Source organism: Chryseobacterium sp. GW823-FHT05E08 (assembly GCF_058795655.1).
This window is the reverse complement of record NZ_JBXAHY010000002.1, coordinates 777,227-795,280: the sequence shown is the minus strand read 5'-3', so window position 1 is coordinate 795,280 and position 18,054 is coordinate 777,227. Positions and strand designations below refer to the sequence as shown.

Here is an 18,054-nt window from a genome sequence, read left to right as displayed (position 1 = left end):
TTAATTTTAATTGAGAATATTTTACATTTCATTTAAAAATGAGACGCAAAAATATCATGAAGCCCTCTGCAACGGTATTGCAAAGTTTCATGGAATATTTAAAATCAATAAATTAAATCTTAGGAGGCTGCCAAATATGGTCGTAAACCTGATAGGCAAAATTGTTTTTCTGAAATAAAATTTTCTTGGAAAAATACGCTTGAATCTTTTGAGGAATGTTCATTGAAACATCCATCTTAAAAGCCGCCACCGTAATCTGACAACAATTGCAAACACATAACGGAGAACAAATATCTCCTTTGTCTTTTGAATGAGATTCGTCGATATTTAATGACAATTCTGTCTTGCTGGAACCCGATTCTTTATGTATGTCTTCGCATGGCATTAAGGATAACACCACGAAATACATCGCTAAAATCAATCTGAATAGGTTCATTATGACAAAGGTAGAGTTTTTTTGTAAAATCAAATTGTATTTTTATATTTTTGAGGATCTCCAATTAGAAATGACTGATATCGCTGATAACAAATTAATGACCGCTAAATCCCAGATAAATAGTAAAGAAGCTATTATCGCTGTGATAATTCTATTATCGAGAGTACCTTTCATATTTAATAGTTTGGGACAGGATCTTGATGGGTGGAGAGAAGTTTATTCCGGCAAAATTTTAAGTGAATATCATATTTACAATGTTTCACGCTTTCCGGGTTATCCATTCCCTGAGTTTGTTTTTTCTTTATTTCATCAACAGCCTTATTGGTATTTGAATTCCTTATCGATCCTATTTACAATGGGTGCCTGTGTATTTTTTTATAGAATTTTAGAATATTTTAAAATTTCACTGTCTCTTTTATTGGCTATCACATTATCTTTTGTTCCCATTATTTATCTGAACAGTACGGTTGTGATGGACTACAATTGGTCGTTATTCTTTATGCTGGGAAGTCTTTATTTTATATTAATCAAAAAGAAATGGATAGCAGTTATTTTCTTTGGTTTAATGATAAGCTGTAGATTAAATAATGCTATTTTCTTCCCTGCATTTGCCTTTTTAGCATATTTTCAGTTGGGTGAAAATCTGAAAAAGACTATTATATTCTCAACACTTTTAGTTTTATCTGCGATTTTCTTTTTCCTTCCTGTTATTGTAAGATATGAAGGCAATTTTCTCCATAGTTACGGTACGGAAAGTGTTTCTCTATTCAGCCTTTTCAGTTTGAGCACATTGTATGTTTATGGCACAATTGGTACTTTGGGAATTTTGACTTCATTAGTTATACAATTTTTTACAGATAGATTTAAAAATATTCAGCTTTTATTGAAAGATCATTTTATTGTTTTCTGCTTTTTAATGATCTTTATCAACTTTATTTTCTTTGTGAAATATCCTTTGGAATCGGGATATTTAATTCCATCTATTCCTTTTGTTTTAATAATTTTACAAAGAATTCTTTCTGATAAACTGATGAAATTTACTTTATTATCATTATTAATTTCGCCGTTTCTTATTAGTGTTAATGCTAAAAATTTTCAGATAAAAGGTTCAATTTTCGTAAATGAAAATTATGAAGATCAGGAATTAAAATACTGTAAAAATTTAATCCAGAAAATAAAATCCGCTCCTGAAAATTCGGTTATTCATGTAGGAAACTTTTATGAGCAATTGGTTTTAATGGGAGATTTCGATTTAAAAAAGATCAAACTTGTTAACCATCTTTCACCGGAAAATATCAATTCGATAAAAAAAGGAGAAAAAAAGCTTTACTATATTGAAACATCTGGCAGTGAAGCAGAAAATGAAAAAACTCATCTTTTTGATGAATTTGGAATGCTGCTTTATCCGAAGTTTGAATTGATGAGATAAAAAAAGAGCCATCACATAATGCAATGGCTCTTAAAAAAATCTAATCTAATATTAAAGGTTAGGATTATTCTCAATCTCCTTCTGCGGAATTGAAAACAAATAATATCTGCTATTCGCTACAAACGCTGACTGATCAGGGAAAGCAAAGATCGTATGACCTCTCCCGTTAACCGTTTTCACGACCCCCGCTGGAGTTGTAATTTGCACCTGAATAGCCTGTCCGTTTGAGTTTGTGTAAGATTTTCTCGCGACAGTTCCCTGCGTTCTGATAATATCTGATAACGAGAATCCTTCTCCGAATAATTCTTTTCTTCTTTCAATTAAAACTTCTTTAATCACATCATTTTGTGCTAAAGATCCGCTGTAAACATTGGCATTTCTTGCAGATTTTAATTGATTTAAAACTGTTACTGCATTCGTAACATTTCCGTTTCTGGCTTCGGCTTCAGCTTCAATTAAATACATTTCAGCAGCTCTCATGAAAACGATGTCGGCAATTAAATTAGCTTTAAATTTAAACTTAGCATATCTCAAAAGCCCTTCTCTTCCGGGATTTCCATCCCATGAAAACAAAGAATACCTAATATCATTCGTATCAAATAAATCTTTGAAATAAGGATCTGCCATAAAGCTGTAATAATAACTTCCCGAAGACGAAACATCCAAAAAGTGGAAAGCATAACTTTCACCGGACTGCTCCTGTGTCTGCCCGTGTCCCCAGATCCATTCTCCGTTGCTGATGTCGTTGAAGCCGTCTTTGTATTTTTCGGCAGTCATTAAAGCATATCCGCTTCTGGCAATTTTTGCAGAAGCTACAGCTTTCGTCCAATCGCCTGTATTTAGATAAACTCTTGCTAACAAACCGTTTACAACAGATCTATCGATTTTATCTTTATTGTTTCTTGTATAATTTTGAAGTAAATTGTCGGCATCTGTCAAATCACTTTTAATTAAAGTATAAATTTCTTCCAGACTTGCTTTTTTCTTTCCGACTGAGCTCGTCGTTGTAGGTTCTGTATAAATTGGAGCCGTCAATGCATTTTTATCTTTAAAATAACTGAATTGATAAAAACTCGCCAAGTTAAAATAACAAAATGCTCTCAACGCTTTTGCCTGACCTTTCACTTGATTTTTCTTGTCTTGACTTCCTTCTGCGGCATCAATTTTGGCGATCACATTGTTCATATTATTGATCACAGAATATAAAGAATTCCAGATATAAAGAGGTCGGCTGCCTGTATTATTCACCAAATCTGTGAAAGCATACGCTCCGGGAAAACCGTATTTGTTGGTCAAAACTGCAACATCACTTCCCATTGCATCACTCGTTCTCAGCACCGTTGAATAACCGATATTGGCGTACGTTGGTCCGTCATCATTGAATTTCGCCCAAGTTCCATTAATTACTGTTTCTGCACTTTCTGCCGTTTTAAAAACCTCCGCTTCATCGGCTTGATTGGTCGGAGCTGTTTCCAGATCATTTTCACAACTTATGAATGAAAATAACGTGATTAAAGCAAAAGATAGATATTTTAAATTTTTCATTGTTTTAATTTTAAATGTTTAAAGAGTTGCCTGTAAACCGAAAGTTATCGTTCTCATCGCAGGATATCTGTAATAGGTTGTTCCGTCTAATGTTTGTTCCGGATCCATTCCTTTATGTTTGTAGAATGTTAAAAGGTTTTCTGCCTGAACATACACTCTGAATTTTTTCAACCCTAATTTTCCAAAATAATCTGATGGAAGCGTATAGCCTAAACTCACATTTTTAATCCTCGCATACGTTCCTGAGTATAAAAATCTTGATGAAGTTGAAGTCCAGTTATTGGTTGTTGTGCTTAAAATCGGAACGTCTGTGTTTGTATTTTCGGGTGTCCATCGGTTTAACATTTCTGCGCTCCAAGCTCGTCCTCCTGAACTTCCGTTATGCATTAACATCGTGTAATCGGTATCTAAAATTTTCCCTCCGATACTGAAAGTCACCAATGTTGAGAAATCAAAGTTTTTATACGCTAAACTTGTCGTTAAACCTCCCATCACTTTCGGAAGTGATGAACCCTGCAATGTTTTTGTAGCTTTTGCATATTCGGAAGTTGTTCCTTCCACGGTATTTCCATTGGCATCGGTTGTAATTGTTTTCCAAAGTGGATTTCCGTTGTTAGGATCTACCCCAACCCATTCCGGAATGAAGAAATCGTAAATTGATCCTCCCACCTGTAACAGTTTTGTTCCGCTTACAATTGAACCTTTTGGAAGTTTCGTGATTTCATTTTTTAAAGTACTTAAATTCACATCAACATTCCATTCAAAATCGCTTGTTTTAATGGGTGTTGTGAACAATGAAAACTCAAAACCTGTATTTTTTAATTCCCCAATATTCGCCTGATAATCAGTAAAACCAAGTGACGGTGCCAAAGGCATTCCAAATAAAAGATCCTTACTTTGACGTTGGAAATACTCTACATTACCTTTAATTCTGTTTTTTAAAATCGCAAATTCCAAACCTACATTTAAGTTAAGATTGGTTTCCCATTTCAAATCGGGAGTTGGTAATTTACTTGCAACCGTTCCTCCTTCACCTAAATTATTGTAAAAAGTATACAAGCTTTGGTAAGCATAATAAGTACTTAATTTATCATTTCCTTGTCCACCGTAACTTGCACGAAGCGTTAACTGGTTGAAGAGATTTAAGTCTTTAATAAAAGTTTCGTTGGATGCTTTCCATGAACCACCGACTGACCAGAATGTACCCCATCTGTTTTCGGGAGAGAATCTTGAAGACCCGTCCGATCTTACTGATCCTGAAAGGAAATATTTATTCTGATAATCATATTCTGCTTTTCCTAAGAAACTCAATAATCCTAATTTATCACTGCTTCCACTAAAACCACCTAACAACGCAGCAGCATCCGGTTCATAATAATACGGAAGTGAAAATTGACTTCTGCTTCCTGAAATCGTCTGATATTCATAATGATAAAATTCCTGTCCACCTAAAATATTAATGTGATGCTGTCCGAATTTTTTATCGTAAGTCAAAATATTACTCGTCGTATAAGAAAGCGTTCTCGAGTTGGTTTTCGTCACTGAACCTCCAATTTCCGCACCTTCTCCTAATAATGGATTGGTGTAATAATGACCATTGTAATTCACTAAATCAACAGAGAAACTTGTTCTGAATTTCAGCTCCGGCAAGAAAGTAAATTCTGCAAAACCTTTTCCTGAAAAGTTATCTTCTCTGTTTTCGTTTTTATCTAAAGGCAGCGTTGCGGCTGCATTTTCATTCTGCAAAGCACTTGTTGGTCTGTATTTTCCGAAGTCGTAAATATAATTTCCGTTGGAATCCAGCTTATAACTTCCATCTGCATTTCTTTCATAATACGGATAGAAAGACGGAATCACTCTCGCTGCATTGATCACGTTATCCGTTCTTGAATCTGATGATGGCGGTGCTTCCTGAAGACTGTTTGTGTAGGCTAAATTGGCTCCAACATTCAACCATTTTTTGACTTCAGAATTGATTTTTAATCTCGTACTGTATTTTTTGAAACCAGATTCTATCGCAATTCCTTTATCATCTAAATATCCTAACGAGAAAAAATAATTGCTTTTTTCATTTCCTCCACTGAAATCTAAGTCGACCTGACTTCTGGAAGCTGTTCTTTGCAAAATATCTTTCCAGTTGTCATTCCATAACGCGGTTGCGCCTGTTAAAAGCTTTCCGTCTGTTCCGACTGGGTTTGGATAACCTGCTCCGTAAGGATTAATTCCCAAAGCATTCACCAAATTATCGGTTGCCATTTGTGCTGCCTGTTGAGAAGAAACCTGACTTGATTTATATCCATTTCTCAGCGCCTCCCAATACAATTCGTAATATTGATCGGTTGATACCTGTTCATAATCTTTAACTGCTCTGCTAGAAAAACCCTGACTGATATTGAAATTCACTCGAGCCTCTCCTTTTTTACCGGATTTTGTTGTGATGATAATAATTCCGTTCGCTCCTCTTGAACCGTATAATGAACTTGCTGTTGCATCTTTTAAAACACTGATCGATTCAATATCGTTTGGACTGATGGAATTGATATTTCCATCAAAAGGAATTCCGTCAACGACAAATAATGGATTACTTGAAGCACTTACCGAACCGATTCCACGAATTCTGATCGAAGCTGTTGACCCCGGCTGTCCCGAAGAACTTACCGCTTGAAGCCCTGGAACTTGTCCTTCCAAAGCTTTTGTAATATTGGTAACAGGTCTGTTGTTGATCTTTTCACTTGAAATCGTTGCTACAGAACCTGTATAACTTGTTTTTTTAGCTTTTCCGTAAGCTACAACTACCACTTCATCTATTTCTTTCTCACGAAGTGTATCTTTTTTTGTTTCCTGACCGTGTACACTGATAATTCCTAAGAAAAATACAGCAACAGGTGGAATCCAAATTTTAGAATTAATTAAACCTTTGCTAATCATAATCAATTTTATTTATCAAATATTAAAAATTTACCCTTTGCAGAAAAGTCAGCAAAGGGCATCGATAAATACGATTAACCAAATGCTTATTGTTCCTTTAAAGGCTGAATGTAACACCTTGCCAAGAGCAGGTTGTTAAGATTTCATAGGGTCAGTTCCCTCCATCTTTCTTTATAAGCCGATCGAAATATGAATGCAAAGCTAAAAACAAATAGTCTACAAAACAAGTAGACTTTAAAATTTTCAATTATAATTTTATGAAAATAAAGTTAATTTAAGCTTAAAAAACACTAAAATAGACAGTTATAAAAAATGTTAAATTTTTAAATATGAGAAATATCATTAAAAATAATGTAAAAGAGTATTTTCACTTAAAATGAAAAAATTAAGTCTTAATAGAAAAAAAAAATTAATTTTATAGAATGAAAGTTTTAATCATCAATGGTCCTAATTTGAATCTTTTAGGCACAAGAGAACCAGAAATTTACGGAACAGTTTCTATGGAAGATTATTTGGAAAATTTACAATCTGAATTTCCTTCTCATGAAATACAATATTATCAATCAAATATTGAAGGTGAGTTAATTAACAGACTTCAAGAAGATGATTTTGAAGCTTTGGTAATCAATCCGGGAGCTTTTACGCATTATTCTTATGCCATAGCGGACTGTTTAAAGAATATTCAGAAGCAGAAAGTGGAAGTTCACATTAGTAATATTTACAAAAGAGAAGAATTTCGTCAGAAATCTGTGACGGCTGCAAATACTGATGCGGTTTTATCTGGTTTTGGGATGGATGGATATCGATTGGCTATTTTGAGTTTGAAATAATTTTATTAACCACAGATTTTCACAAATTTGCACAGATTCTATAACGCAAACATCTGTGTTGATCTGTGAAAATCTGTGATTATTATATAAAAAAATCCTCAACGCAATGATGAGGATTTTTATTTTTAGTTTGTTGTCTGTTGTTGTAATTGAGGTCCGGAAGCGATAAGCTTTTTCCCTTCTTCTGTATTACAATACTGATCAAAGTTTTTGATATATTTTGCAGCAAGATCTTTTGCTTTTTCTTCCCACTCAGTAACTTCGCTGTATGTATTTCTAGGATCTAAAATACCTTCAGAAACGTTTGGTAATTCAGTAGGAATCTCCAAATTCATAATTGGAATTCTAGTTTTTGGAGCATTCTCGATAGATCCATCAATGATTGCATCAATAATTGCTCTTGTATCTTTTAGTGAAATTCTCTTTCCGGTACCATTCCAACCTGTGTTTACCAAGTAAGCTTTTGCACCATGTTCTTTCATTTTTCCGATCAATGTTTTTGAATACATTGTTGGATGTAATGTTAAGAACGCTTCACCAAATGCTGGTGAGAAAGATGGTTCAGGTTCAGTAATTCCTCTTTCAGTTCCGGCTAATTTTGAAGTATAACCGCAAAGGAAGTGGTATTGAGCTTGGTTTTCATCCAAAACAGAAACCGGAGGCAATACTCCGAACGCATCAGCAGAAAGATAAACAATCTTGCTTGCGTGACCTGCTTTTGAAGGCAAAACAATTTTATTAATATGATAAATCGGATAAGAAACTCTCGTGTTTTCTGTGATTGATCCGTCTGTATAATCAGAAATTCCGTTGTTTACGACAACGTTTTCAAGAAGTGCATCTCTTTTGATTGCTCTGAAAATATCCGGTTCTTTTTCTTCAGAAAGATCGATTACTTTTGCGTAACAACCACCTTCGTAGTTAAATACACCATTGTTATCCCAACCATGTTCGTCGTCACCGATCAAATATCTTTTTGGATCTGCAGACAAAGTAGTTTTTCCAGTTCCAGAAAGTCCGAAGAAAAGAGCAACATCTCCTTCTTCACCTACGTTTGCAGAACAGTGCATAGAAGCCATCCCTTTCAATGGAAGGTAATAGTTCATCATGGCAAACATTCCTTTTTTCATTTCTCCACCGTACCAAGTACCTCCAATAATTTGAAGTTTTTCAGTAAGGTTGAACATTACGAAGTTTTCAGAATTTAATCCTTGAGCTTCCCAGTTCGGGTTTGTTGTTTTAGATCCGTTGATTACTGTGAAATCAGGCTCACCGAAGTTTTCTAACTCGTAATGAGAAGGACGGATGAACATATTCGTAACGAAATGCGCCTGCCAAGCAACCTCTACAATAAATCTTACTTTAAGTCTTGTATCCGCATTCGTTCCACAGAAAGCATCTACAACATAAATTTTCTTAGAAGTTGAAAGCTGGTTCAACACTAATTCCTTACAAGACTGGAAAATTTCTGAAGAAGTTGGTAAATTAACTTTACCATCCCAGAAAATCGTGTCTTTTGTAACATCATCCTGTACAATGTATCTATCTTTAGGAGAACGACCTGTGAAAATTCCTGTTTTTACTGATACCGCACCAGATTCTGTAAGCTCTGCTTTCTCAAAGCCTTGGTTTTCAGGAGAAATTTCAGCTTGATATAACTCTTCATAAGAAGGATTATATTGAATTTCATAGTCTCCTTTAATCCCTAATTTTTCTAAATCTTGGATGATTTTAGCGTGTTTCATTTTACTTATATTTTCTATTTCTTTTTTGGGTTCAACAAAATTAATATTAATTAATTGTTAAAGGTGGTTTAAATATAATGATATAAGTCAGATTGGCAAATAAAAATAGGACTTTGTAAAACGCTGATTACAAATTAATTATATCAGACCATTCAAAAACAGTAGTAAAACCTTTTCCCCAAAAATAGTCCTTAAAGCCATCAAATTTGGCACTCATGACAAAATCTCCACCCCAAGCACCCAAACTTTTCACAAATGAAGGGCAATCGGCGAAAAACTTTTGTTTAACTGTGGGAATTTCAAGAAAATCTGATATTTTTTGCTCATGAACTAACATTAGTTCGGAAAAATTTTCCAATTCGTTACATAGTAAAATATTTCTTGTAAGATTCGAAAATTCATCGACTAGTTTTTGAGACTTAATTTTTGACTTGTAAAAATTGATTCCCTCGCGACTATCTTGCTTCTGATTTAGGTGAATAAAAATAAGCTCATTTTTAAAAGAAGGATCAAAATTTACCCTTTCATATTTAATCTCAGGCTTGCTTTGAAAAAGGACGGCAGATTTCTCTTTTGCCACGGCAATATCATAACCGCTTCCACCCAAACTGATAGAATTTAATTGAAAAGGATCAATTTCAGCCCATTCACCAAGATTATTCATCAAAGTAGAACTGCTTCCAAGACCATAATCGGCAGGAAACTGAAGATTTGTTTTTAAATGATAAGAATGTGTGCTTTTGAATTTGGTTTCAGAAAGACTCTGAACGTTTTTTAAGGTTTTTAGAATAAATTCAGCACTAGAAGTAATGTTGGTTTCTAATATTTGCCAATTTTCGTAATCGATGACAGCTTTTAACCATAATTTGTTTTGATGATAGGCTTCCCAGATGATCAAAGATTTCCCATCCGGATTTTCATCAAAGAAAAACTCTTGTCCTAACTTGGTGGGTACCGCTAAGACAAGAGCTCCGTCTATCGCGAAATATTCTGAAGTAAGCATCAGCTTTCCCGGTGAAAATATCTCGCCCATAATTTTTTTATTTGATTAAATTGCAGAAGCAACGTCTACAGAACCATCAATTTTCTTGATTAGTCCTTGAAGCGTTTTTCCTGGTCCAACTTCAATAAAGTTAGTTGCACCGTCTTTAATCATATTTTGAACAGACTGCGTCCATTTTACTGGGCCTGTCAATTGTGCAATCAAGTTTTGTTTGATCTCGTCAGGGTTTGTCACCGCTGTCGTTGTGATATTCTGATAAACTGGAATCGTTGCGTTTCTGAATTTTGTCTTTTCGATTGCTGCTGCCAATCTCTCTTGTGCAGGTCGCATCAATGGAGAGTGAAATGCACCATTCACAGGTAACAATAAAGCTCTTTTTGCTCCAGCTTCTTTCAGTTTAATACAAGCCTCTTCAACAGCTGCCGTTTCACCAGAAATTACCAATTGTCCGGGACAGTTGTAATTTGCAGGAACAACAATTCCGCTGATTTGCGCGCAGATTTCTTCAACTTTAGCATCTTCTAATCCTAAAATTGCTGCCATTGAGCTTGGATTTGCGTTGCAAGCGTCCTGCATTGCTTTTGCTCTTTCAGAAACTAATTTCAGACCGTCATCAAAAGATAAAACTCCGTTGGCAACTAGTGCTGAAAATTCTCCTAAAGAATGTCCTGCAACCATTTCGGCTCCAAGACCGTTCACTGCTTTCAACGCAGCTACTGAATGTATAAAAATTGAAGGTTGGGTAACCTCCGTTTTCTTAAGATCTTCGTCCGCCCCATTAAACATAATGGAAAGGATATCAAACCCTAAAATTTCGTTGGCAGATTCCATCAGATCTTTTATGTCTTTTCTAGAATCGTACAATTCTTTTCCCATTCCTACGAACTGAGAACCCTGCCCAGGAAATACAAGTGCTTTCATGTATTGATTTAAAATATTATGCAAATATAAATATAATGTTAACGTTTTTCATTAAATTGATTCAAATCATTTATGGAACCAATCTAATCACACGATAACCTGTATTTACATAAGCTCCGTTTGCTTTAGATTTTACAAACTCAAATTTTGTTGCCAATTGAGTCTGAACTTTATTCATTTGCTTGAAAATCTCTCCTTTTTTGTTTTCTCTGGTCAACATATCATTTACGACATCAAAACCTACGATTGCATATTTCGGTGGAGTTTTGCAATATTTACTTTTATACGCTGCAAGGATTTCTTTTTCAAAACCACCATCGGCATTGATTTTTCTATCCATTAAATACACCAAATTAGCCTGACTCAAATCATCCACTTTCTTTTCGAAAACTGGAGAATAGTACATACTGAAAGCTTTTACTCCCTGAACTTCTTTAGACAAAGCAATCACTCTATTAGCAAAAGCATCACCTAAAGCGTCATTATCATTAGCTAAGATCGCAATAACCGGAGCAGATTGTCCTGTCATCATATTTTGGTCAACCTGAATATCTGCAGGAGAGTTTACAATAATTACATTAGGATTTTTAACCGCTTTTTCTAAACCAGCTTTAATGTAATTCGCATTGTCTTTTTTAGTATCTGCAACTACATAAATTTTTTGGTCAGAATAAACACCTTTTACTTCCTCAATAATTTTATCCGCGTATGTCTGATCGTTTGTTTCAACAATAATTAAATTGCTGTAATTATATAATTCCGGAGAGTTGGCAAATGGTGCCACAACCGGGATTTTTTGATTTTTAGTAAAGTCTAGCACATCAATAACGTTAGACTTAAAGAATGGACCGATAATTAAATCCGTATTGTTAGGATTGATCTGAGTCATTGAATTTTTAAACGACGCCTCATTTCCTGAATCAACAATTTTAATATCTAATTTCTGACCGTTTCTTGCATTTCTTTCAATCGCTAATTTAGCGCCTGTAAGGAAATCCAAAGCCATTGTTCTGTATTGAGTTTCGTTGGTGCTGTAACCAAAAGGAAGCATTAAAACTACGCTCAACGCATCGCCATTTTTCTTAATATATGCAGGATCTAGTTTTTTAATCTTTAAAACCATTCCTGTTTTTAATCCGTGAGATAAATCTGGATTTAAGGCAATAAGCTCATCAATCGAAACTCCGAATTTATTTACAATGGAGAAAACAGTATCTCCCTGCACAACTGTATACGTTACATATTCATCATCTGAAGCAACGCTAGTATTTGATGAATTTGAAGAAGATTTTTCACTTCCTGAATCCATTGTAGTTTTTGTGTTAGCTACCGGTTCAGCAACTGATGTATTTGATTTTTTTATTTTAATAGACTCACCAGGTTTCAAACCTTTATCCTCTAATCCAGGATTTAAAGCAAAAAGTTCTTCTTTAGTGACATTAAACTGTTTTGAAATTCTGTAATAATTATCTTTTGCCTGAACAACATATAAAATATTATTCTCAGCAGGAACATTAGAAGTATCAACAGCCGTAATTTTCTCTACAGGTTTTACTTCTGTATGATTTGTCGCGGCAACTTGAGCCTGCTCACCACCATATTTTTTGATGCTGTCAAGAGGCAATGTGATCTCATCTCCGATCTTTAAATGAGAATCCAGTTCAGGATTTAATTTTCTCAAATCAGTTTCTGAGATGCGGTATTGTTTTGTGATGCCGTAAACTGTTTGTTTAGGCTGTAAAATAATTTTGCCCGTCTGAGAATTAGGCTTAGCTTTTTCTACAACAGCCGCAGTTGTTTTAGGAACTGAAGGTGTAGTTGTTTTATCCGATTTAACCGTAACAACGTCTCCGATCGCTAGTTTGCCGTCTTTAAACTTTGGATTTAGTTTTAGCAATTCATCTACAGTTATTCCGTATTTTTTTGCAATATTGTAAGGGTTGTCCCCTTTTACAACGGTGTGAGATTTCTGAGCAGACGCGCCCAAAAACATACATAAACTGGATAGAATAAAAAACCTCTTTATCATAGTCGATAATTATAATTTACAAAAATACTTCTTTAAAATTAAATGGCAAGAATTATTAATTTGGATTCTTCAACCACCATTTCTTCCAAACAAGTTTCAAGCCACGAATATCCATAATCTGCAAAGATTACACTAAAATTATAAACCCTTTCCTGCCAAGTCTTAGAAGGATGTACATCTAAAAATAGTTTTTCCAGTCTTTCTAACAATTCGCTTTGTTTGATTTTTTCAGCGTGAAGAAGACGTTTTTTCATCCTTTTGAATGATTTTAACTGTCTTATTTCTTCAGCTTTTACCATATTCCCAAAGGATTTTTCTGTGGTTTCTGCGATTGATTTTAATTCAGAGAAATTATTTGTTAAGATATTTTCTTTCTTTTCTAATAACTCTAAGATAGCATTATTGCTTAAAATTTTATTATTGGTAATTGTTGTGAAGTTTTGGAAAAAATCTTCAATTTTCAAATCTAATTTTTCAACTTTCCCGATTGTTTTCTCCTTTAAAAATAACATTGAATTTCTTGGAATCAAAACAGGAAACGGAATGTTGATCTTGGCGAAATAATCTTTCAACTCCAGCCAATACATGATCTCGGCATTTCCTCCGATGTAAGCCAAATTCGGCAGCACTTTTTCCTGATAAACCGGACGCATCAAAGCATTCGGGCTGAATTTTTCAGGATTATTTTCCAATTCATTCAAGATTTCTTCTTTAGTAAATTGAATATTTTTATCTACAACGATATATTTTTGCCCGTCAAATTCAATTCTGTCTCTCGTTTCTGAAAAATAGAACAAATTAATTTCGCGAGGATTTACCTGAACCTTACCGTATTTTTCAGTTAGAAAATCAACTTTATCTTTTGATGTTTCATGTAAGCTGAAATTAAGAAGTTCATCTTTAAAAACATCTTTAATCTGCGTTTTAAGCTCTTTAGAATCCCCATCAACAATCAACAAACCTAAATCCGAAAAAAGTCTGTTAACTAAAGTTTTGATGGCTTCAGTTAAGGTATTTCCGACTTTATAGGCTTCTTTCAACATCAAAATCAATTCAGTTCCAAAAACAGAATCTTTAAATTCTTTTTCAAATTCAGAAATGAAAAATGTATCGTTGATCTTTATTCTTCCAACCGGCCCGCCTGACTTTTCATTGATTTCGTAATAATTATTCTCGGTTTTAAAATGGTTGATTTCGGCAAAATCATGATCTTCCGAAGCCATCCAATATACAGGGACAAAATTAAAATCAGGGAAGTTTTGTTTTAAATAAGTACAGGTTTTAATCGTCTGCAAAATTTTATATACAAAGAAAACGGGACCTGAAAACAAATTCAACTGATGACCCGTTGTGATTGTAAAAGTATTAGGCTGTTTTAAATTATCTAAATTTTCCTTTTGCTTTGATGAAAGTTTAAGATCTTTTAGCTGGTCTTGAAGCGCATCAAATAAAACGTTTCTCTGATCTTGCGAAAAAGAATTTTGTTTTAGATGAATCTGCTTTTTAAAATTATCAAAAGAAAATGTATTTCCCTCAAAACCTTCAATTTTATGGCTCAAAAAATCTTTGATTAATTGAGGAATGCTTTCTATATCGTTAAATGATATTTTATTAATTGTTTTCAACTTTGATGTATAATATTAGTTGAACAAATACCAAACAATCCCAAGATTCAATCTAAAATCATAGACCGGATAATGTGGAAATGCATAGGCTTGATTGTGTGCAATAAGTGTCCCGATTTGCTGACCTTCAACAAAGAAGAACATTTTTTTAACCTTCATATTGAAATAAACGTCTGCGATCGGCTGTCCGCCAATCGAAAATGAACTTGAGTTGGGTAAAAGATATTCGTTAAGTATCGGGAAATAATCTCTTGATGCAAATTTTGAGAAATAATATACTTTGATTCCAGCCTGAATTTCTGCAGCATTTTTGAAAGCTTTAGACTGATAAAAAATATTCGCTCTACCAATAAAGCTTGGCATTGGAAGCAATTCTTTATTTGTTAAGGCGTTTTGGAACTGAACTCTCGTATTCAGATGAAAACGTCCGTAAGTGAAGGTAGCGTCACCTCCTATTTGAGAAATATTCAATGAGCTATCGCTTTGTCTAGGCGCTGCAAACTGATCGAAATACGTATAATTATCAATTCTGAAATAGTTTACAAATAACTCTGTTTTGAACCATTTTAAATTTACATTTCCTCCGATTTCGGTGATCGCCTGATTTTTTGCATTTTGAAGATAATAATTAAAATTATTATAACTCGATGTATTTAAAAGATAATTGAATGATGGATAAACACTTTGGAAATTAACTTTAGCATTTACGAAATAGTCTTTTATCGGTTCAAACTTAAGGTTATTTGTTGTCTTTAAATAGGTTCCGAATTGGCTTCCATTTGAAAATTCAAGGAATGAATTTAACTGTATTTTATCTAAAAGTTTTACCTGAAGATTTCCTACCGCTCCAATTCTATTTTCTTTGATCTCATTTGGAATTTCTAGGATTGGAAGCATAATCGGAGTTGCTCCAAACTTCAACATTTGATAACGTACTCCTGCATCAAGCTTGAATTTTTCATTATCCCAAACCAAACTAACCGTATTGCTTAAATTATCTGAATTTTTTTTTGTTGAAAGAGGAAAACCTGCAACAATTTCCTGTGGTGCATCGTACCAGTAGGGTTCCAAAGCTCCTTGAGCATAGTAATATTTGTTCCCTTGATGAAAGATTGTATGTCTAATTCTAAAAGGATATTTTTCTGAATTGAAAGGCGAAAACTGATGGCTTAAATAGTATCTTCTATACGAATATTGCGAGCTTGAAGACGCTAAATTAACCTGAGCATTTTGCCTGTTTTTATAATCACTGTCTCCACTTTGGAAAAGATCATCTTCAATGATTCCTCCATTTTCCTGATTGTTTACATTTTGGTGTAAATAATGGGCAAACAATTCATAATTTCCGCTTTTAGAAACATAGTGTCCGGAAAATAAAGTGTTATTATTGGCAGCCAAGAAATTCCTGTACATACCCTGCGAACGCAATCCTGTATACTCCAAAGCAAAATTGAATCTTTTACCTATGTTTTGAGTATAGGTTGATTTCAGCGCTGCTCCATTCTTCATCGCATTATGGTAAACAAATGTAGCGGTAGGTGTTTTTACATCGTAATACTGAACATCATTGATGCCTATAATTCCGTACGATTTATTCTGTGGTAATAAAGATAAGTTCTGTTCAGCATTCACTTCATAAGAAAGTGGATTAAAGCCAGCTCCAATATTAGCAAACTGTACTCTCCCAAAATTATCTTTGTTATTATACTGCGAAAAAATATAAGTCTTTTCAAAAGTCATAACCGTATCAAACACCTTTTTTTCTGAAAACTGTGTTTGATGCAGATAATCATTAATGGTAGGCTTAAATATTTTTAAAGAATCTTTTGTTCCAGAGTCAACCACTAAGGTATCCGAAGGATTTTCTTTAAGTTTATTAGAATCTGTTTTATTAACAACCTGAGCTTTAGAAATAAGGCTGAAGAAGATTATTATAAAAAGTATGTACTTCATATGTTCGTTTATATTATTCAAAAAGTCACATGCAACATGAAGTTCCCACATCAAATTTTGTACAGCAAAAATAAGAAATAAAAGGAAATAAAAAACCCTGCTTAGAGCAGGGTTTAAATTATATGATTATTGTTTGATTAATAACCAGGGTTTTGTGGTAATCCAGCATCTTTATTGATTGAAGATTGAGGGATTGGCCATTGCCATTTATTACTAGAAGCAGGAACGTTTTGTGTAGCTGCAGGAACTCCTGTTCCGTCAGCATTAGCACCTTCTCCAGTTCTTTGTAAACCTAAACCTAAACGCTTAAGTGTATAGAATCTATCAGTCTCAAATGCAAGCTCAAGTCTTCTCTGTAACATTATTTCGTTCCATAAAGCAGTACCTGAAAGAGTAACTGGCGCATAACCAGTATATCTTTGTGCTTTTAGAGTATTTAGCAATGTATTTGCCAATGGCTCATTTCCTGCTTTGAAAGCTGATTCAGCAACATTTAAGTAAACCTCTGCAGTTCTTAAATATTTAATTTCAATAACGTTAGCAGGTGTACCACCACCAGTGTTAACAGCATATTTTATAACACTATTACCAGTTAAGCTTGAAGAACCAGAAGTATATGTACTCTGTCTCATATAAGCTGCTTTTCTAATATCAGTTGATGTAAATAAGCTATAAACAGATTTAGGAACTACATACTCTGCACGAATATTTCCACCAGTTGCTGTTGCTCCTTGCTGATATACTACACCTGTTGTGACAGATTCGTTAAGAGAATTAAGTACTTTGAATAGAACTCCATCAGTATTGTTTGATGACCAAACTAAAGGAAAATTAGTTAATGAACCTACACTTGAAGACAAAGTGATTGACTGCTGTCCGTAAGTGATAGAGTTTTGGTAATCTCCTTTATACAAATATACTCTAGATAGTAATCCTAAAACTGCAGCTTTTGAAAGTCTTCCTTTATCAGTTGTAGAAGAGCTAATATTATTTGCAGCAAAAGTTAAATCATCGATAATTCTATCATAAACTTGAGCAACAGTTAATTTACGTCCTTCAGAAACAGCACTTGGATCATATTTATCTACGTAATCAATACCCATTGAAGCATTTGCATCAGCACTTTGCGTAGGTATTTTACAATATGCTCTCACCAAATCAAAATGAACCATACCTCTAATTGCTCTAGCTTGAGCAGCGATATCATTTTTATCAGCTCCAGCTGGTAATTTATCAATATATTTTAATGGAAGGTTAGCATAACTAATTGCCTGATAACCTACAATAAATAAATTTGTTACCGAACCTACATTTCCAGCATGATTCCAGTTATAAGCTAAAAAGTTAGTAGCTCTTCCTAGAGGGCTTATTACTAGGTTATCAGAAATTTCGTCCGGAACTCCTAGTTGACTAGTATCTCCTGCAAAGTAACCGCTATTTTTAAGAGCGTCATAAGCAGCATTTACTCCTGCCTGAAATCCACTTACAGTTTGGAAAGCATCTTCAACAGGAACTTTTTGAGGAGAAGTTTGGTCTAAATCTCTCTCGCACGAATTTAAAACTACTATTGCAGCTAGTGCTGTAATTAAATATTTTATCTTTTTCATTTT

The 18,054-nt window shown here is 34.0% G+C and carries 12 protein-coding genes and 1 riboswitch; of the genes, 2 read left to right on the top strand and 10 right to left on the bottom strand.

Going from position 1 to position 18,054, the window contains the following annotated elements; all coding sequences use genetic code 11:
• Positions 1-112 precede the first annotated feature (112 nt).
• Positions 113-436 carry a DUF6660 family protein gene (locus AC1Q7L_RS09565; protein ID WP_492305230.1) on the bottom strand — a complete coding sequence of 108 codons (324 nt, stop codon included), beginning with the start codon at positions 434-436 and terminating at the stop codon, positions 113-115.
• A gap of 70 nt (positions 437-506) precedes the next feature.
• Here AC1Q7L_RS09565 and AC1Q7L_RS09560 point away from each other — a divergent pair, with 70 nt between their 5' ends.
• Positions 507-1,865, top strand: coding sequence for a hypothetical protein (locus tag AC1Q7L_RS09560; RefSeq protein ID WP_492305229.1), 1,359 nt, complete (start codon positions 507-509; stop codon positions 1,863-1,865).
• 51 nt (positions 1,866-1,916) lie between these two features.
• On the opposite strand, the gene AC1Q7L_RS09555 is transcribed toward AC1Q7L_RS09560, so the two are convergent.
• Both AC1Q7L_RS09555 and AC1Q7L_RS09550 read right to left on the bottom strand, forming a co-directional pair.
• Positions 1,917-3,410: a RagB/SusD family nutrient uptake outer membrane protein gene (locus tag AC1Q7L_RS09555; protein ID WP_492305228.1), complete on the bottom strand. Its 1,494-nt coding sequence runs from the start codon at positions 3,408-3,410 to the stop codon at positions 1,917-1,919.
• A gap of 18 nt (positions 3,411-3,428) precedes the next feature.
• Positions 3,429-6,338: a SusC/RagA family TonB-linked outer membrane protein gene (locus AC1Q7L_RS09550; RefSeq protein ID WP_492305227.1), complete on the bottom strand. Its 2,910-nt coding sequence runs from the start codon at positions 6,336-6,338 to the stop codon at positions 3,429-3,431.
• Between the two features lie 83 nt (positions 6,339-6,421).
• Positions 6,422-6,518, bottom strand: a riboswitch (SAM riboswitch).
• Positions 6,519-6,760: 242 nt separating this feature from the next.
• On the opposite strand from AC1Q7L_RS09550, the gene AC1Q7L_RS09545 reads away from it, so the two are divergent.
• Positions 6,761-7,168, top strand: a complete 408-nt coding sequence (locus tag AC1Q7L_RS09545) for a type II 3-dehydroquinate dehydratase (protein ID WP_492305226.1) — start codon at positions 6,761-6,763, stop codon at positions 7,166-7,168.
• A 125-nt stretch (positions 7,169-7,293) separates the two neighbouring features.
• Here the strand turns inward: AC1Q7L_RS09545 and pckA are convergent, their stop codons facing one another.
• The 7 genes from pckA to AC1Q7L_RS09510 all read right to left on the bottom strand — a co-directional run bounded on the left by pckA (position 7,294) and on the right by AC1Q7L_RS09510 (position 18,051).
• A complete protein-coding gene (pckA, locus tag AC1Q7L_RS09540; protein ID WP_492305225.1) occupies positions 7,294-8,913 on the bottom strand; it encodes a phosphoenolpyruvate carboxykinase (ATP) in 1,620 nt (539 codons plus the stop codon).
• Positions 8,914-9,040: 127 nt separating this feature from the next.
• Positions 9,041-9,946 carry a GYDIA family GHMP kinase gene (locus AC1Q7L_RS09535; protein WP_492305224.1) on the bottom strand — a complete coding sequence of 302 codons (906 nt, stop codon included), beginning with the start codon at positions 9,944-9,946 and terminating at the stop codon, positions 9,041-9,043.
• A gap of 15 nt (positions 9,947-9,961) precedes the next feature.
• On the bottom strand, positions 9,962-10,837 hold the full coding sequence (gene fabD, locus AC1Q7L_RS09530; RefSeq protein ID WP_492305223.1) for an ACP S-malonyltransferase: 876 nt from the start codon (positions 10,835-10,837) through the stop codon (positions 9,962-9,964).
• A gap of 70 nt (positions 10,838-10,907) precedes the next feature.
• On the bottom strand, positions 10,908-12,866 hold the full coding sequence (locus tag AC1Q7L_RS09525; protein WP_492305222.1) for a LysM peptidoglycan-binding domain-containing protein: 1,959 nt from the start codon (positions 12,864-12,866) through the stop codon (positions 10,908-10,910).
• Between the two features lie 38 nt (positions 12,867-12,904).
• Positions 12,905-14,491, bottom strand: coding sequence for a bacillithiol biosynthesis cysteine-adding enzyme BshC (gene bshC, locus AC1Q7L_RS09520; protein ID WP_492305221.1), 1,587 nt, complete (start codon positions 14,489-14,491; stop codon positions 12,905-12,907).
• 15 nt (positions 14,492-14,506) lie between these two features.
• Entirely contained in the window at positions 14,507-16,444 is a 1,938-nt protein-coding gene (locus tag AC1Q7L_RS09515) for a putative porin (RefSeq protein ID WP_492305220.1), read from the bottom strand.
• 137 nt (positions 16,445-16,581) lie between these two features.
• The gene (locus AC1Q7L_RS09510; protein ID WP_492305219.1) at positions 16,582-18,051 is read right to left on the bottom strand and encodes a RagB/SusD family nutrient uptake outer membrane protein; all 1,470 of its coding nucleotides are present in this window, start codon (positions 18,049-18,051) and stop codon (positions 16,582-16,584) included.
• Between the last annotated feature and the right edge of the window lie 3 nt (positions 18,052-18,054).